General features: G+C 67.7%; 3 protein-coding genes. 2 read left to right on the top strand and 1 reads right to left on the bottom strand.

All coding sequences use genetic code 11. The features are described 5' to 3' along the window. Window positions 1–158 precede the first annotated feature (158 nt). Window positions 159–18,155 carry a two-partner secretion domain-containing protein gene (locus METFAM1_RS20270; protein ID WP_024300782.1) on the top strand — a complete coding sequence of 5,999 codons (17,997 nt, stop codon included), beginning with the start codon at window positions 159–161 and terminating at the stop codon, window positions 18,153–18,155. An 11-nt stretch (window positions 18,156–18,166) separates the two neighbouring features. Continuing rightward, a complete protein-coding gene (locus tag METFAM1_RS0116725) occupies window positions 18,167–18,946 on the top strand; it encodes a FecR family protein (protein WP_232419796.1) in 780 nt (259 codons plus the stop codon). A 43-nt stretch (window positions 18,947–18,989) separates the two neighbouring features. On the opposite strand, the gene METFAM1_RS0116720 is transcribed toward METFAM1_RS0116725, so the two are convergent. Continuing rightward, a complete protein-coding gene (locus tag METFAM1_RS0116720) occupies window positions 18,990–19,703 on the bottom strand; it encodes a DsbC family protein (RefSeq protein ID WP_019916595.1) in 714 nt (237 codons plus the stop codon). Window positions 19,704–19,705: the final 2 nt, after the last annotated feature.

The following is a 19,705-nucleotide window of genomic DNA, read 5'->3' as shown; positions in this document are numbered from 1 at the left end:
GCGGCCGGTTCCGGCGAAACACCCCGAATCGCGAAAAATTCGCGCATGCAACGTCTGTCTGCGCGACACGAAGCAGCTGCATCACGGGCACCGGACTTTGCGTTGCGAACATACCCGCATCCTGTTTTCGGCCCGTTTCAGCAGAACTTGAGGCCGAAATGAACAAGGGTCGCTACAGACTGGTTTACTCCGACGAACACCGCAGCTATGTGCCGGTGCCGGAAGAAACCTGTGCGCGCGGCAAGAACAGCGGCGGTCGCGCACTGCGCCGACTGGTTGCTGCCATGGCGGCAGCGCTGCCCGGCCTGGTCATCGCCAATCCGACCGGGCACCAGATCGTGCAGGGCCAGGTCGGCATCCAGACCCAGGGCAACACGCTGAACATCACGGCCAGCGACCGCGCCATCATCAACTGGAAGCAGTTCTCCATCCAGCCGGGCGAAACCACCCGCTTCATCCAGCCGCACTCGACCGCCACCGTACTCAACCGCGTGGTCGGGCAGGATCCGTCGCAGATACTGGGCAATCTGATCGCCAACGGGCGCGTGTTCCTGATCAACCCGAACGGCGTGCTGTTCGGCGCAGGCGCCAAGGTCGACACCGCGGGGCTGGTCGCCTCGACACTGAACATCAGCAACGAGGACTTCACCGCCGGGCGGCTGAAGTTCAACGCCGAAGGCGCGGCCGGCAAGCTGCGCAACGAAGGCACGCTGAAGACCACCGGCGGCCCGTTGCTGCTGATCGCCACCGATATCGAGAACACCGGTCTGATCACCGCCGACAACGGCGACATCGTGCTCGCCGCCGGCAAGAGCGTCGAAATCGCCGATCCGCATCAGCCGGCGCTGCGGGTACGCGTCGAAGCAGGCGGCGAGGCGATCAACCTCGGTCAGCTGATCGCCCGTGGCGGCAACGTCGGCATGTTCGGGGCGGCGCTGACCCAGGCCGGCAAGATCAGCGCCACTGGTGCCCACCGCACCGCCGACGGCCGCATCGTGCTGCGCGGATCGAAGTCGGTCACGCTTACCGCACAGTCGGAAACGACGGCAAAGACCGCCGACGGCGCCGGCGGCGATATCGACATCGCCGCACCGGAGGTGAAGGTCGAGGCCGGCGCGCTGGTGGAGGCCAGCGGCACCCAGGGCGGCCGCATCGATATCGCCGCCACGCAGAAGGCAAGCGTCGACGGCACGCTGCGCGCCACCGGCACGCTGCCCGCGGCTCCCGCTCCTGCACCGACCCCGGCAAGCACGGCCGAGGACATCGAACTGCCCGCGACCGCGGCCGGCCCGGCGCCGGTCACGACCCCGGTCGAGACGGTCGGCAAGGGCGGTCAGATCGAAATCACCGCCGACACCGTGCTGGTCGGCGGCACGGCCACGCTGGATGCCTCGGGCGACACCGGCGGAGGCTCTGTGCTGGTCGGCGGCGACTGGCAGGGCGCCAATCCGCAGGTACGCAACGCCCAGGTGAGCTGGATAGGCAGCGGCGCCCGCCTGCTGGCCGACGCGCTGTTCGAGGGCGACGGCGGCAAGGTGGTCGTGTGGGCCGATCAGGCCACCGCCTTCCACGGCAACATCTGGGCGCGCGGCGGCGAGCGCGGCGGCAATGGCGGCCAGGTCGAGGTGTCGGGCAAGGTCGCCCTGCTCTATCGCGGACGTACCGACACCTCGGCGGCGCGTGGTCGCAACGGTGTGCTGCTGCTCGACCCGCTGGCGATGGTGATCCAGGGTGGCAGCGGCGACGGATCGAACGATGGCAGCCTGAGCTTCAACGGCGGCGCACCGGGCACCCTCACCGCCGAGGCGCTGGGCCCGACGGTGATCTACGAAAGCGAAATCGAGGAACAGAGCAAGACCACCGACATCATCCTGCGCGCGCAGCGTTCGGTGACGGTGGGCAACTCGCAGTTCAGTTACACCGGCAGCGGCAACGCCGCCGGCGAAACGACGGGCCAGCTCACGCTGGCCGAAGGCAGCAGCCTGCTGATCGAAACGCGCAACCTCGGCGCGGGAGAGGGCGGCGCCAGCGCCGGCATCGATCTGGTCACCGGCGGCTGGCATGGCGCGGGCCTGCGCGTCGTCACCCAGGGCGACGGCAGCATCACGATGCAGACCGGCTACAGCAATGGCAGCGCCGTCGGCGACCAGCGCGCCGACATCGTCCTGCCGCTGCTACAGGCGGCAGACGGCGGCATCCTGATCCGCGCCGGCGGCACGTCCACCGTGGACCTGCGCGGCAGCAGCTACAGTTCGGGCGCGGGCATCGACATCGAAGCGGGCACCGTCGCCGGCGGTGTCAGCTTCGATGCGACAGACGGCACCCATATAAGCGGCGACTACAGCGCCACGTCGGGCACGCTCAGCTTCAACGGCGGCGCCTCGGCGATCAACGGGCGGCTGACGCTGGCCGCCAACCTCGGTGGCAATGCCGCGCTGACGCTGGGCGGCCTGCTGTGGCAGGGCGGCCAGATGCTGAGCGGTGCGACGACGACGTTGACCGGCAATGGCCTGATCGACAACAGCAGCGCCTACCGCTACCTCGACCGCCGGCTGGATGTCGCCGGCCAGCTCGAGTTCGCCAACAACAACGGCTACGACCTCTACGTGCGCGACGGCGGGCGACTGCACATCAAGGCGACCGGCAGCGTCGGTACCGCGGGCAGCAGTGGCGTCCTGCGGCTCGCCGCATCGTCCGGCACCGCGATGTTCAGCGCCGAAAGCGGCGCCCGCATCACCTTGGGTGACGACACCACGTTCAGCCTGTCGTCCGACAACGCCGCCGGCAACCTCATCGCCGGCAGCTTTACCACCACCGGCAACGGCGTGCTGCTGCTGGCGGCAGGGCGCATCAACACCGGAGCCGATACGACCTTCAGCGGCAGCGGCTCACTGCAACTGGCGAACTCCGGCGTGATCGGCGGCAGCCACGTACTGACGCTGGGCACACTGTTCGACTGGCGTGGCGGCAGCATGGACGGCAGCGGCAGCACGGTGCTGAGCGGTAGCGGCCTGATCGACAACAGCAACGCCTACCGTTACCTGCAGCGCACGCTGCGCGTCGATGGCACGCTGACGCTGGACAACCCGACCGGCTACGACCTGCGCATCGGCAACGGCGGCCATCTGCACATCGGCTCGACCGGCGCACTCGCCACCGGCACGACGAACGGCTTCATCTACATGCAGGCCGGCACCGGCGGCACGGCCACGTTGAGCGCCGATGCAGGTGGCCGGATCGCGGTGGCCGACGGCACACTGCTCACGCTGCGCAGCGACAGCAGCAGCGGCAACCAGCTTTCGGGCACCTTCGATCTCGACGGAGCCGGCGTACTGCACCTCGACAGCGGCGCGCTCAACGTCGACGGCACCGCCACCTTCGGCGGCGACGGCCTGCTGCGCATGAGCGGTGGCGCGACCATCAACGGCAACGGCACGCTGACGATCGCCAGCGATTTCGACTGGCGCGGCGGCCGCTTCGGCGGCAGCGGTACCACCCGCCTGACCGGCGATACGGTCATCGACAACACCTCCGCCTACAAGTACGTGAGCCGCCGACTCGAAGTTGCCGGCAACCTCACCTTCGGCAACTCGACCGGCTACGACCTGCGCCTCGAGAATGGCGGCGCGCTGCATCTGGCGGCGGGCGGACGGCTGACGACCGCCAGCAACGGCCTCATCTACCTGCAGGCGTTCAGCGGCAGCGCGGCTTTCTCGGCCGCCGCCGGCTCGGCGATCACGGTCGGCGACGGCACCACGCTCACCTTGCGCAGCGACGGCAACGCCGGCAACACGCTGGGCGGGCAGTTCGTGCTCGACGGCGCCGGCGCGCTGCACATCGATTCCGGCCTGTTCACGACGGCCGCTGCCAGCACTTTCGGCGGTACCGGCCTGTTGCGCATCAGCGGCGGTACGACCCTGAACATCGATCACGCCTCGACCATTTCGACGCAGTTCCGCTTCGAAGGCGGCACGCTGGGCGGCAGCGGCAATCTGCTGATCAGCGGTCCGATGACCTGGGCGGGTGGCACGCTGGCAGGCAGCGGCACGACCACGGTCAGCGGCACCACAGTCATCGACAACACCTCGGCCTACAAATACCTGTCGCGTCGTCTGGTCATCGCCGGCAACCTCGAATTCGGCAACAGCAGCGGCTACTACCTGCAGATCAACAACGGCGGCACGCTGCACCTCGGCGCCACCGGACGCCTGTTCACCACGGCGGCAAGCGGTCTGATCTATCTGGCTGCGGGCGGCGGCGGCACCGCCACCTTCAGCGCCGACGACGGCGCGCGACTCGATGCAGCGGCCGGCTTCGACATGACGCTGCGCAGCGATGGCAACAGCGGCAATCGCATTACCGGCAGCTTCGAATTGGGCGGTGGTGGCGATCTGCACCTCGATTCGGGCGTGATCGGCACTGGCAGCGCCACCCGCTTCGACGGCGTTGGCCGCTTGCGCCTCAGTGGTGGCGCCACGTTCAACGCCAATCACGCACTGACCATCGATTCCGCCTTCCGCATGGAAGGCGGCACGCTCGGCGGCAGCGGCAACGTCGACCTCGGCGGTGTCTTCACCTGGTCCGGCGGCACGATGACCGGCAGCGGCACGACCACCGTCGGCGGCAGCGGCACGATAGACAACACCAGCGCCTACAAGTATCTGGGGCGGCGGCTCGACGTCACCGGCAGCCTGGTGTTCGGCAATACCAGCGGCTACTACCTGCAACTGAACAACGGCGGCCACCTGCACGTCGCCGCGGGCGGGTCGCTGGGCACCGTCACCAGCACTGGTCTCATCTATCTGGCCGCAGGCAATGGCGGCAACGCACTGTTCAGCGCCGACGCGGACGGCGACATCGTGCTCGGCGCCGGCACCGAACTCGTGCTGCGCGCCGACGGCAACGTCGGCAACCGTTTGGCGGGCAGCTTCGACCTGAATGGCGAAGGACGGCTGCACCTCGATTCCGGCATGCTGAGCATCGATACCGACAGCGCATTCACCGGCGACGGCCGCCTGCTGCTGTCTGGCGGCGGTAACTTGGCCGGCAGCGCGGTGCTGTCGATCGCGTCGGCCTTCGACTGGACCGGGGGCGGATCGATGAGCGGCAGCGGCACCACCCGCCTGCTGCGCGACGTGACGCTGTCCGGCAGCGGTACGCGAATCCTCAACCGCACGCTGGAGATTGCGGCCGGTCGCACGCTGGCCGTCGGCGACGGCGTCACGCTGCAGCGCTCCGTCAGCAACGGTGGCAGCGGCGGCATCGTCGCTCTGGGCCTGTTCACGAAGTCCGCCGGCACCGGCACGGCCTATGTGAACTACCTCGACATCAGCGGCAACCTGTCGGCCAGCAGCGGCATCCTGTCGCTGACCGGCAACACGCAGGGCACCAGCCTCGGCAGCGCGGTGTTCTCGACCAGCGACAGCGGTTCGCTGCGCCTCGACTCGGGCCTGTTCACGCTGACCAACGGTCAGCAGGCCACCGTTTCCGCCGGTAGCCTTGAGTTGCACGGCGCCACGCTGTCGACCGCTGGCAACGCATCCATCGTCGGCAGTGGCACTTTCCGCCAGGTGGCCGGCACGCTGGACGGCGCCGGCACGCTCACCATCGCCTCGGGTTTCGACTGGACAGGCGGCACCATGGCCGGCAGCGGCACCACGCGCCTGGCCACATCGGCCAGTCTCACCGGCAATGCCACACGCACCCTGAACCGCACACTGGAGGTCGCCGCCGGCCACACGCTTCACCTCGGCGACGACGTGCTGATACAGCGCTCGACCAGCACTGGCGGCAGTGGCGGCATCGTCGCTCTGGGCAACGTATCGAAGTCATCCGGCAGCGGCATCGCCTACCTCCGCTATCTTGATCTGCGCGGCAACTTCACCGCAGGCAGCGGCGTGCTGTCGATCTACGGCAACACTGCCGGCAGCAGCATTGCCGGCGCCGTGTTCTCGTCTACCGGCAGCGCACGCGTGCGTGCGGACTCCGGTCTGCTGACGCTGAACAGCGGCGAGTCGGCCAGCATCTCCAGCGGTCTGTTCGAACTGTCGGGCGCGACGCTGAGCACGAGTGGCAACAGCGCGATCAACGGATCGGGTCTGCTGAGCTTCACCTCCGGTGCGATCAATGGTGTCGGCACGCTGAGCGTGAACACCGGATTCGACTGGAGCAGCGGCAGCATGGGCGGCGGCGGCATCACGCGCCTCAATGGAAGCAGCCGCTTCCTGACCACCAGCGCCAAGACGATGTCACGGACGCTGGAAATCGCCGGTACCACACGGACGACCTCGGGCACCAGCGGTCTGCAGATCCAGGACGGCGGCCGCCTGTCCGTGCTGGCGTCCGGCGAGTTCGAGGTCGTCGGCGGCACCGGCTTCACCTTCAGCGGCAGCGGACGCATCGACAACGCCGGCCTGCTGCGCAAGACCGGCACCGCGGCCGTGACACTTGCGATGCCGCTGACCAACAGCGGCACGCTGCGGGTGGAAGAAGGCGTGCTCACCGCCAGCGACTTCCCGGTCAATGCCGGCACGCTGGACGTGTTCAACGGCGCCACGCTGATCGCTGGCGCCTTGCAGAACGACGGCATCGTCCAGGGCAGCGGCACGATCAATCTCGGCGGCGCCACGCTGACCAATGCCGGCACGCTGCGCCCGGGCGGCGACGGCAGCGCCGGCACGCTCACCCTCACCGGCCACTACGCCCAGACCGCCGGCGGCGTCATCGAAGCGGACGTGCTCGGCACGCTCGCCGCCGAGCAGGACCATCTGGTCGTCAGCGGCAACGCCGCACTCGACGGCGACCTGCGCCTGGCGCCAGCCGCCGGTCTAAGCTTCGGCACGCAGGATCGCTACACGGTACTGTCCTGCGGCGCCGACGGTTGCCTCAGCGGCACGTTCGACACTGTGGACAGCGGCACGCTGGGCCTCACGGCCACCAGTTTCTCGAACGCCATCAGCTTCGCCACCGGCAGCATCGCGAGCACCTGGATCGCGCAGTCCTCCGGTTTCTGGGACGTCGCGTCGAACTGGGCCGGCGGCTTCATTCCGGGCGCACAGAACGACGTGGTGATTGATCAGGCAGGCGACCTGACGGTCACGGTGCGCAGCACCTCACCGGCCAGCAACTTCGTCGTCAACAGTCTTTATTCAAACGAGAACATCGTCATCAGCGGCAGCACGCTGACGCTGGTCGACGACTCGGTCATCAACGGCCGCCTGACCATGTCGGGTGGCACGCTGAACATCGGTACCCAGCTGGAAACCGGCGCGCTGACGCTGAGCGGCGGCACCATCGCCGGTGGCCGCCTCATCACCGCCGGCAGCGGCAGCGCGATGAGCGGCGGCACGCTGAGCGCACTGCAGTTGATGCTGGGATCGCAGCTGCGGGCGACCGGCGGCACGATGTCCAATGTCACGCTGTCGCGACTGGGCGGCGCTGCAGATGCCGGCAAGGTACTGATCGCCAACAATGGCGATCTGAACATCGTCGGCGCGCTCACGCTCGACAACGCCGAAGTCACCCTCGCCTCCAGCGGCAACTCGACCTTCCTGCGCGGCACCTCCGGCGCCTGGTCCATCGGCGGCAACGGCTCCATTCTCTTCGGCGGATCGCACAACGCCGTGCGCGCCTCCAACTTCATCGGCTACGGCTCCGGCTCCTACTCGCTCTCCATCGGCGCCGGCGTCACCGTCGCCGGCTCCAACGGCGGCCACATCTATTTCGGCAACAACGGCTCCAACGCCGGCACCATTTCCGCAAACACCGCCGGCAAGGAAATTTCGCTGAACAGCTGGGCCAGCACGGACGTGTGGACCAACACGGGCACCCTGCGCCTGGCCGGCGGCCAACTGCATTCCGGCGACAGCTTCATCAACAGCGGCTCGGTGCGCGGCGCCGGTGCGCTGAACATGGGCAGCACAACGCTGACCAACAGCGGCACGATATTCGCCGAGGGCGGCGTGCTGAACCTCACCGGCAATCTGGTACTGACGGCGAGCGGAACGCTGCGCTTCGACATCGGCGGCGTCGAACGCGGGACGGGGCACGGCGCCCTCGACGTCAATGGCACGCTGACCTTCGGTGGCACGCTGCAGGTCGCCCATACGAACGGCTTCACGCCGGACAGCAACGAAGCCTTCCCGCTGATCCGCTACACCACGCGTTCGGGCACTTCGGAATTCACCGCGCTGAACGTGCCCGCCGGCTTCGGCTACGACAGTTTCTACGGCGTCGGCACCTATCTGCTGGCCACCGGCGAGGCGCTGCCGGGAGAGGTGAACGAGTGGGTGTCCAACAGCAACGGTGACTGGAGTACCGGCACCAACTGGTCGCTCGGCTTCGCCCCGAACAGCGCGTCGATGTCGGTGCTCATCGACCGCGTCGGCTACACGCCCACGGTCACCCTGTCGTCCGGCACCTGGACCGTAGGCGAACTGATTTCGCAAGAACACCTGAACATCAACGGTGGTTCGCTGACGGTAATCGGCGAAACCATGGTCGCCGGCAACCTGACGCTCAACGGCAGCGGACAGCTGATCACGCAGGGGCCGCTCGATCTCAACGCGGTGACGCTGAACAGCAGCAGCGCCTTCACAGCGAACGCAGCCGGTCACATCGCCAGCTTCGTGCAGAACAACGGCACCAGCACCTTTGCCGGCGCCGGGCTGGCGTTCGACGCGATCGACATCCGCGGCGGCACAGTGAACTACAACGCGGCACTCGCGCTGCCCTCGTCTCTGCTGCGCGTGGCCGGCCATACCGCCAATCTGAACGCCGACCAGGGACAGACGCGGATCGAGGTGGTGTCGGGCACCTTGAACCTGAACCTGAGCAGCGTGAGTTCCGACATCGCGCTCAGCGGCGGCACCCTGAACGTTGCCAGCTCGACCGCAGCAAGCGGCGACTTCGACTGGACCGGCGGCAACATCGGCGGTGGCGGTACGCTGACGCTGTCGGGCGTGCTGGACATCGGTGGCGGCAGCGCTTCCTTCGGCTTGAACGACACGACGCTGGTACACACCAATGCCAGCGGCAACAGCCGCATCGCCAAGACCGGCGGCTATTTCTACCTGAGCGGAGGCAGCGAACTGCGCAATGCCGCCGGCGCCGTGCTGACGGTGGATACCAGCGGCGGCAACTTCGGCACCTACTACAGCAGCGGCGCAGGCGGGACCTTGCACAACCAGGGCACGCTGAACAAGACCGGCAGCGGCGCCCTCTACATCTACAACCCGACCCGCCTGCAGCAGGCCGGTCAGCTCAACCTCCTGCAGGGCAGCATCATCGTCCAGGGCGGCAGCGGCCATCTGCTGTCCGGCAACACCACACTGGCGGACGGTACCGCGCTGCAGCTCACCAGTTCGCACGCCAGCACGATCAGCGCCACGGCGCGCTTCTCCGGTGACGGTCAGTTGTTGCACGAGAGCGGTACGCTGACGCTGGCCGATGGCGCCCGCATCGACGTGGACTTTACGCAGGCATCCGGCACGCTGTCGCTGACCGGCTCGGCAACGATGAATGACGACTTCGTCTGGAACAGCGGCACCGTGCGCGCCGCCGATGTCGCCACTGCCGGCACGCTGACGCTGAATGGCGCATTCATCCAGAGCGGCAACACCACTGTCTATCTGCGCGACGGCCTGCAGATGCTGCACACCAACACGGCCGGCGACAGCCGCATCGCCAACGCGTCGAGCAGCGGTTTCAACGTCGAGAACGGTGCCCTGTTCCGCAATACCGGCGTGCTCACGCTGGATACCGCCGGCGTCGGCAGCATCATGTACATCGATCACGACTCGGGCAGCGGCGGTCGCTTCGAGAACGCCGGCACCCTGGTCAAGAGCGGCAGCGGACGCGTGGATTTCGGCAGTTACGGTTCACTCGCCTTCAACCAGAACGGCAGCTTCGCGGTGAACGCCGGCACGGTGGAGTTCGGCGGAACGGCGATCGCGCTCGGCGGCAGCATGACGATCGCCGACAACGCACGCGTTCTGGTGCGCGCCGGGAGCACGACCACCGCCAGCGGCTTCGCCGTCAATGGCGATGGCGTACTGGCCGTCAGCGGCGGCACGCTGGTGCTGGGCCACGGTACGACGGTCGCAACCGACCTCGAACTGAGCAGCGGTACGCTGTCCATCGGCAACGCCAACGCCGCAGAGGTGACTGGCGACCTGAGCTGGACCGGCGGCACGATCAACGGTGGCGGCACGCTGACGCAACGTGGCCGCTTCACGCAGACCGGCAACACGACGGTCTATCTGCGCGACGGCACGCTGCTCGACCACGTCAATGCAAGCGGCGACAGCCGCATCGCCAACACTTCGGGCAGCGGCTTCAATCTCGAGAACGGCGCAGTGTTCCGCAACAGCGGCGTGCTGCGGCTGGACGTCGCCGGCAGCGGCAGCATCACGTACATCGATCACGACTCCGGCAGCGCCGGCAGCTTCGTGAACACCGGCACGCTGATCAAATCGGGTAGCGGTCGCCTCGACTTCGGCAGCTTCGGCCTGGTGGCGCTGACGCAGAGCGGCACGCTGCAGATAGAACAGGGGCGGGTCACGCTGGGCGTGACCAGCACGGGCTCACCGGCCCACCTGCTCACCGGCAGCCATGTCATCGGCGGCGCCGGCAGCCTTGAAATCGTCACCGCGCCCGGCACCACTGTCACGGCCAACGCCGCAGCGACGGCGACCTTCTCGGGCAGCGGTCCGCTGGTGATCAGCGGCGGCACGCTGATGCTGGCCGACGGCCTCGATCTCGGCATCACGGTGCGCCAGAGCGGCGGCTATCTCGCCGGCAGCGGCGACAACGAACTGTCGGGTCGCTACGAATGGACCGGCGGCGACGTGAGCGGCAGCGGCACGCTGACCGTGAGCGGCATCCTGCAACTTTCCGGCGGCAACTCCTTCGGCCTCAACGGGCGCTCGATGGTGCACACCAATGCCTCCGGCAACAGCAGCCTCTACAAGCCGGGCGGCTATTTCTACCTCGGTGGCAACGCCACCTTCACCAATGCGGCCGGCGCGACGCTGTACGTCGATACCGCCAGCAATACCAACGCCGGCGCGTGGTACCAGAGCGGCAGCGCCGGCAGTTTCGTCAATGCCGGCACGCTGGTGAAGCAGGGCAACGGCACCTTCAACTTCTGGAGCCCGGTCCGCTTCATCAACACCGGCAGCTTCACCGTGGCCCAGGGCGCTGTCATGGCCGAGGGTTTCGCGAACAACCCCGGTGTGTTGCACCTGCTGTCCGGCACCAGCTTCAGCACCAGCGGCAGCGCACTGACCAGTACCGGCACGATCGCCGGCCACGGCACATTGATCGTCGGCAGCACCGGTCTGCTCAATCGGGGCATCGTCGCGCCGGGCGGCGCGGACGCCATCGGTACGCTGCGCATCACCGGGCAGTACGTGCAGGCCGCCGACGGCGCGCTGCAGATCGAGCGCGGCAGCGCCGGCACCGACGCGCTGGTCGTCAGTGGCGCGGCCACGCTGGGCGGCACGCTGGCTGTCACCCAGTTGGCCGGCTACCAGCCGACTGCGCTGCAGACCGACATCGTCAGCGCCAACACACTGAGCGGCAGCTTCGCCAGCGTCACGCTGCCATCGGGCTACAGCACGCTGACGGTCGGCAACCGTCACGTGCTCAGCTACGCCGGCGCGATCTGCGGCGGCATCTGCTGGGACGGCGGCGCCGGCACGCTGTTGTGGACCGACGCCGCGAACTGGACCACCGATCTTCTGCCGGGCACCACCGACCTCGTTTTCATCGACCTCGAGAACGGCGTCAACGTGCAGCTCACCGGCGGCACGCACACCATTGCGTCGCTGACGACGACGGCCGGCAACACACTCAGCCTGACCGGCGGCACGCTCACGCTGAGCGGCGGCGCCTCGGGGCAGACGGCCTCCGCGCTGGCCGGTGATCTGGTCATCGGTGGCGGCAGCTTCAATGCGAATGCACAGACCTCGATCGCCCGCCTGCTGCTCTCCGCCGGCAGCTTCGGCGGCAGCGGCGCGGTCACCTTTACCGGCACCGGTTCAAGCTGGACCGGCGGTGACATGGTCGGCAGCGGCAGTTCCATCTTCGCCGCCGGGTCGACCTTCGAATACGCCGCCGGCACGCGCAGTTCGACGCGACGCGTCGACATCCGCCAGGGCGCGACCGTACGCAACGCGAGCGGATCGATGACGCTGACCGGCGGAGCGACCAACGCCGGCGTCATCGACGTCGCGCTCGGTGCCACCGTGCGTTATGGCGGCAGCGCGAACTACCTGCTCGACACGACCGGCCAGTTCGACGGCGGTGGCCGCATCGAATTCGTCGACTCGGCCATGGCCACCGCGGCATCGACCGCACCGGCCATCGCCGACGGCAGCTTCACCGTGCGCGTGCAGGACTCGGCCCGCTTCACGATGACCGCGCCGACCGCGATCGCCAATCTCGAACTGGCGGGCAACGCGCAAGTGATCGCCCAGGCCGGCTTCCAGGCGGCGAACCTGACGCAGACCGGCGGCACGCTGACGGTGAACGCCGCATCCGCCATCGGTCGCTACGACTGGAACGGCGGCACCTTCGCCGGCAGCGGCAGCGCCACACTCACCGGACAGAGCAGCTGGACGCGCGGCACGCTGACCGGCAACCTCGTCATCGCCAATGGCGCCACGCTCACCCTCAGCACCACCGGCAGCGACGACGTGCAGGGCACCAGCTACAAACGCTTCGGCGCCGGTTCGCTGAGCAACTTCGGCACGCTGGCCTGGCAGGAAGGCCACATCGACGTCGTCGGCAACGCCCGCGTCGACAACGCGGGGCTGGTCGACATCACCGGCAACTTCAGCTTCGGCGACCGCTCGGTCGGCGTCGGCACGCTGACGCTGAACAACCTCGCCAGCGGCACCATCCGCAAGAGCGGCGGCGGCGAAACCAGCATCGGCACCCTCGGCATTCCCGGCGGCACGGCGAACTACGCCAACGTGATCAACGATGGCGACATCATGGTGGAGAGCGGCAGCCTGCGCTTCGGCATCGGCTATTCCGGCGCGCCGGGCGGCGGCACCTTCGTGCATAACGGTCGTCTCGACGTGGTCGCCGGCGCCCTGCTCGAATTCGGCGGCAGTCTCACGCATAACGGCAGCAGCTTCATCGACAGCGGTGCGACGCTGCGCCGGATCGGCGGTTTCACCAACGCCGCCAGCGGCCTGATCGAAGGCTTCGGCACGGTGGACGTCGGCGCGGGCAACACCTTGCGCAACGACGGCACGATGCGCATCGGCGATCTGTTCAATGGCGTCTACACGCACGGCACGATGCGGGTGACCGGCAACTACGTGCAGGGCAGCGGCGGCCAGTTGCTGATGGCGGTCGGCGGCAATGCGGCCGGCGAATACGACCAGCTCGCGGTCAGCGGCAGCGCGACACTGGGCGGCGCGCTGATCGTTTCGGAAGCGCCGGGCTACGTTCGCGAAACGGTGGCCATCGACCTGATCACCGCTGGCGCCGGCCTGAGTAACAGCTTCGCCACGGTGACGCTGCCCGATGCCGGCTACGCGACCGCGATTGCCGGCAATGCCTTCAGTCTCAGCTACAACGCGCTCGTGTGCGGCGGCATCTGCTGGGATGGCGGCGCCGGCACCAGTCTGTGGACCGACGCCGCCAACTGGACCGGCGACGTGCTGCCCGGCGTGAACGATCTGGTGTTCATATCGCTCAGCGGCGGTTCGAACGTGTTGCTCGGCAGCGGCTCGCACGCGATCGGCGGCCTGCAGACCGGCAGCGGCAACAACCTGACCATCAGCAACGCTTCGCTCACGCTGTTCAGCGCCGACTCGCTGCTGGAAGGCAACCTGACGCTGTCCGGCAACGCGCGTCTGGCGATGAACAACGGCGTGCAGGCGAATATCGCCGGCACCTTCAACTGGACCGGCACGTCGTCCCTTTCGGGCGCGTTCGGGCTGCTGGCCGGTGCCACTGCACTGATCGACGGGCGCTCGTCCGCCGGTCATCTGGTGCTCGACGGCGCCGCCTTCACCAACGAAGGCACGGTCAATTACGCCGCCGGCACCTACCAGTTGCTCATCAACAACAGCAGCGTGTTCGACAACCGCGGCAGCTTCAACTTCATTACCGACGGTGTGATCAGCGAGAACTCGGGCTTCGGCGGCAACTTCAACAACAGCGGCACCGTCGCCAAGACCGGCGGCACCGGCAGCAGCGGCTTCGCCAGCTTCGCCCGCTTCAACAATCTCGACGGCGGCACGCTGCAGGCCAGCGGTGCCGGCACGCTGCTGCTGCAGACGGCCGGCGTGCACACCGGCACGATGAATATCGTCGGCGACAATGTGCGCATCAGCGGCGCCACGCAGCAGTTCGCCGATGGCAGCGTGATCCACGGCGTGCTGAACCTCACCGGCGGCAGTGCCGTCCTGCAAGGCACCCTGGACATCGCCGACACGCTGCGCTGGACCGGCTCCTCGACGGTGACAGGCGGCGTGCTGACGCTGCGCGCCGGTGCCACCGCGCTGATCGACGGCCGCGCCTCGGGCGGCCATCTGGTGCTCGACGGCAGCACCTTCATCAACGAAGGCACCGTCGATTACGCCGCCGGCACCTATCAGCTTCTGGTGAATAACGGCAGCGTGCTCGACAACCGCGGCCGCTTCAATTTCATCACCGACGGCATCGTCAGCGAAAACTCGGGCTTCGGCGGCAACTTCAACAACAGCGGCACCGTCGCCAAGACCGGTGGCACCGGCAGCAGCGGCTTCGCCACGCACGTCCACCTGAACAACCTGGATGGCGCGACGCTGCGCGCCGACAGCGGCACTCTGCAGATGTCGTCCAGCGGCAGTCATCAGGGCGCGCTGAACATCGTCGGCGACAACGTGCATATCAGCGGCGGCACGCAGCAGTTCGCCGATGGCAGCGTAATCAACGGCACGCTGAACCTGAGTGGCGGCACGGTCGCCCTTGCCGGCACGCTCGACATTGCCGACAACCTGCGCTGGAGCGGGACTTCGACCATCTCTGGCGGCGTGCTCCATCTGCGCTCCGGCGCCACCGCGCTGATCGACGGCCGCGCTTCGGGCGGCCATCTGGTGCTCGATTCCGCCACTGTCGACAACGACGGCACCGTCAATTACGCCGCCGGCAGCTATCAGCTGCTCGTGAACAACGGCTCGGTGTTCAACAACGAGGGCCGGTTCAACTTCATCACCGACGGCATCGTCAGTGAGAACGCGGGCTTCGGCGGCGACTTCAACAACTCGGGTACGGTTGCCAAGACCGGTGGCACCGGCAGCAGCGGCTTCGCCACGCACGTCCGCCTGAACAACCTGGACGGCGCGACGCTGCGCGCCGACAGCGGCACGCTGCAGATGTCGTCCAGCGGCAGTCATCAGGGCACGCTGAACATCGTCGGCGACAACGTCGCCATCAGCGGCGGCACGCAGCAGTTCACCGACGGCAGCGTGATCAATGGCACGCTGAACCTGACTGGCGGCATCGTGGACATCGCCGACGGCGGAGCGCTGAACATTACCGGCACGCTGAACTGGACCGGCAGTTCGACCCTGACCGGCGGCACGCTGAACCTGCTCGCCGGCGCCACGGCGAACATCGACGGCCGCGCGTCCGGCGGTCACCTCGTCCTCGACGGACTTACCGTCAACAACGCCGGTACCGTGCACTACAGCGCCGGGACATACCAGCTGCTGGTCAATAACGGTGCCGAGTTCAACAACAGTGGCCGCTTCAACTTCGCCACTGACGGCAACGTCGTGGAGAACGCCGGTTTCGGCGGCACCTTCAATAACAGCGGTACGGTCGCCAAGACCGGCGGTACGGGCAGCAGCGGCTTCGCGACGCGGGTGCGTCTGGCCGACGACGGCGGCAGCTACCGCGCCGATACCGGCACGCTCAACGTTTCGTCGCTGACCGCCCTGTCCGGCCGCATGGACATCGCGTCCGGCGCACGCATCGTCGCCAGCGCGGGCGGACTGACCAGCACCGGCACCATCGCCGGCAGCGGTACGCTGGATCTGGGCGGCGGCACCCTCACCAACCGGGGCGTTCTGCAACCGGGCGGCGCTGGCAGCGTCGGCACGTTCAATGTCGTCGGCGCACTCACGCAGGGCGCCGCGGGCCGCATCGAGGTCGATTTCAGCGGCACGGCGGCCGGCCAGTACGATGTGGTCGCCGCCACCGGCAGTACGCTGCTCGACGGCGTGATCGCCATCCAGGCGCTGGGCAGCGCGCAGCCCGTCGAAGGCATGCAGCTCGAAGTGGTGAGGTCGGGCGGCACCCTGTCCGTCGACACGCTGCAAGTGAATGCCCCGCTGAGCGGGTACACGACGCAGGCCAGCGGCGGCACATTGCGCATCGGTTTCACCCAATGCACGGTAGGCATCTGCTGGGACGGTGGCGCCGGCACGGGCAACTGGCTGGATGCCGCCAACTGGACCGGCGACGTGCTGCCGGGCCTGACCGATCTGGTGTTCATCAACCTGGCAAGTGGCGCCGACGTGGCGCTTAACGCAGTGCCATCGGTCACCATCGGCGGACTCACGATAGGCAATGGCAACGCGCTGACGCTCACCGGGGGCGTGCTCAACGCACCGACCACCGTGCTCAGCGGCGGCACGCTCACACTCGATGGCGGTACGCTGGACTTCGGCAGCGGGCTGTCCAACGCGGGCACGATCAATCTGAGCGGCGGCGCTCTCATGGGTACGCAGCTGGACAACAGCGGCCTGTTCGCAGTCAGCTCGGCCACGTCGCGGACCGACATTGATCGCTTCATCAATACGGGCACTGTGCGTGTGGATGTCGATGGGGTGTTCACACTGGGCCAGGACGGCGAGTCCTTCGCCAACAACGGTACGGTGGATGTGGCCAGCAGCAGCACGCTGGTGATCGCCGCCGACGATATCGATGGCGCCGGAGCGCAGGGCGATACCGGCCAGTATCTGGTGGCCTCTGGCAGCACGCTGGTGTTCGAAGACGCCGTGCGCGACTTCAACAACGGTTCGCGCATCAGCGGCGCAGGGGATGTGAATTTCGACGGTGGCGACTACGACATCAACGGTATCTACGCAGTCGGTGGCACCACCCGCGTCAGCAGCAACACGCTGGTGAGCTTCAACAGCACGGCCAGCATCGGATCGCTCGAGCTCGCCGGCACCGTCGATGGCAACGGCGCGCTCAACATCGCCAACGACCTGAACTGGACGGGCGGCACGATCGCCGGCACCGGACGCAACGTCAATGTGGGCGGCGACACCACGATGAACGGTTCCGGACTGTCGCTCGCCGGCGCACGCCTGAACATCACGGGCGACGGCGTGGTCGATGCCGGCACCTCGCTCGCACTGAGCGGCGGCGCGCAGGTCATCGTCGGCAGCGGCGCGACGCTGGGCATCGGCTCCGGTGCGTCGATCGGCGGCAGCGGCAGTTTGGTGAACCGCGGCACGCTCGAAGGCACGGTTGGCGGCGGCAGCTCGAACATCGGCGTGCTGCTGTCCAACTTCGGTGAAGTGAGCGCCAGTTCGGGCAATCTGGGCCTGACCGGCGGCATCGCGAATACCGGTGCCGGCAGCTTCGTCATCGGCGCCGACGCGACGATGGAACTGGGCGGCGACCTGCCGCCGGACATCTTCGACCGCATCGGCGGCGCCGGCACGCTCAGCTTCTCGCCGACCTCGCAGCCGGTGATCAACCGCAGTTACGCTGCACAGGGCGGCACGCCATTCAGCTTCAGTCTGCGCTCGGGCGCCGTGCTGACCGGTCTGCCGCAGAACGGCACGGTCGGTGGAGAAGCCGCCGGCTGGATCTATACGGCGAACGCGGGCTTCAACGGCACCGACAGCGCCCGCTTCACGCTGAGCCTGGGCAGCGGCACGGCCGTGTTCAACATCAGTTTCGCCGTCACCTCGGAACCGGCCGTCACGCAACCGCAGGTGCAGGTGATCGCCACCACGCTGCTGCCGGAAGTGTTCCAGCCGCCGCGTATCGTGCTGCCGTCAACGCCGCCGCAGGTCAGTGCCCCGATCAATGTCGCGAGCGTAGACGCGCTGAGCGACATCGCCACCGCGTCGGGCCCGCAATTCGACCAGCCGCTGCGCGATTTCCGCGCCAGCCGCCTGCAGTGCCGCTAAGGAGTCCGTCCATGAACGTCCGCATTCCCAACCCCCGAATGCTCATGCTGGCCGCGGCATTCGTCGCTGCACCGCTGGCTGCGCAAACCACGCCGACGCCGGCCGCCGGCCGCGTCAGTTATCTGTCCGGCACCATGTACGTACAGACGGCTGACAACAAGACGCGCATCCTCGGGCGCGATTCGTCGATCTACACCGGCGACGTCATCACCACCGAAAAGACCACGGTTGCGCGCATCGAATTCGGTGACGGCTCATCGCTGGCGCTGAAGCCACGCAGCCAGGTGAAGATCGACGGCTACGCCTTCGACGAGGCGAAGCCGGAGAAGGACAGCCTGCTGTATAGCCTGGTCAAGGGTGGCCTGCGTGCAGTGACCGGCCTGATCGGCAAGCGCAATCGCGAGGGCTACCGCGCGAGCACGGTGACCGCCACGATAGGCATCCGCGGCACGCGCTTCGGCATGCTGTTGTGCGACGAGAACACCAAGGACGACCCCGCCTGCATCAAGGCGCTGGAGGAGGCAAAGGACGGCAAGCCGGGCGAGCCGGCGCTGGTGTTCGACGTCGAGGAAGGCAGCATCGAAGTGAAGAACGATGCCGGCAGCAAGACCTTCGATGTCGGTCAGGCCGGCGTCGTGTCGAGCAGCAAGTCGGCGCCGCAGCCGCTGCCCGAGAATCCGGGGCTGAACGAGTCGTTGCCCTCGTCCACCGCGGCCCGCCCCGGTCCGGCCGGCATGAATGGCAGCACCGGCCTGGGCAGCGATTCGGACGCCTCCTGCACGGTGCAGTAAGCATCCGGCACGGGGCCGACGGCCCCGCCGGTAGCGGGCTGCCTTACTTCACGCCCGCCATGCGCTTTTCGAGCTGCGCCACCGGCACATAGCCCGGAATGCGCTCGCCATTGCTGAGGAAGATGGTCGGCGTGCCGCGCACGCGATACTTCTCGCCCAGCGCGGCCGACTTCTGCAGACCGGCGGTATCGCACGAAGCAGTTGCGGCGGCCGGCGCGACATTGGCCGTCATCCAGTCGCTCCACGCCTTCTGGCGGTCACCGGCACACCAGATCGCTTCCGACTTCTTCTGCGAATCCGGGCCGAGAACCGGCGTCAGGAAGGTGTAGACGGTCACGTCGTTCAGCGTCAGCAGTTCCTTCGCCAGCTTCTTGCAGTAGCCACAGTTCGGGTCTTCGAAAGTGGCGATGACACGCTTGCCGTTGCCGCGCACCTGCTTGATCGCGACGTCCAGCGGCAGCTCGGCGAAGTTGATCGCCGACAGCTGGTTCACGCGCGCCTGCGTGATGTTCTGGCGCGTCTTCGCGTCGAGGATTTCGCCTAGGATGAGGTAGTTCGCCTTCTCGTCGGTGTAGAGGATTTCTCCGCCGACGCGCACTTCATACAGACCCAGATAGGGCGTCTTCGTCACGCCTTCGACCTTGGCACCGGCGCCCAGCGTGGACTCGACTGCGGCCTTGATCGTGTCTTCCGGCCCCGCCCAGGCGGTGGATGCAGCCAGTGCGCACAGCAGCGCTGCGGTGTGCTTGATGGACATGT

This window comes from Methyloversatilis discipulorum (assembly GCF_000527135.1).
GTDB lineage: Bacteria > Pseudomonadota > Gammaproteobacteria > Burkholderiales > Rhodocyclaceae > Methyloversatilis > Methyloversatilis discipulorum.
The sequence above is the reverse complement of the archived record's forward strand: the minus strand, read 5'-3'. Positions and strand labels throughout refer to the sequence as shown.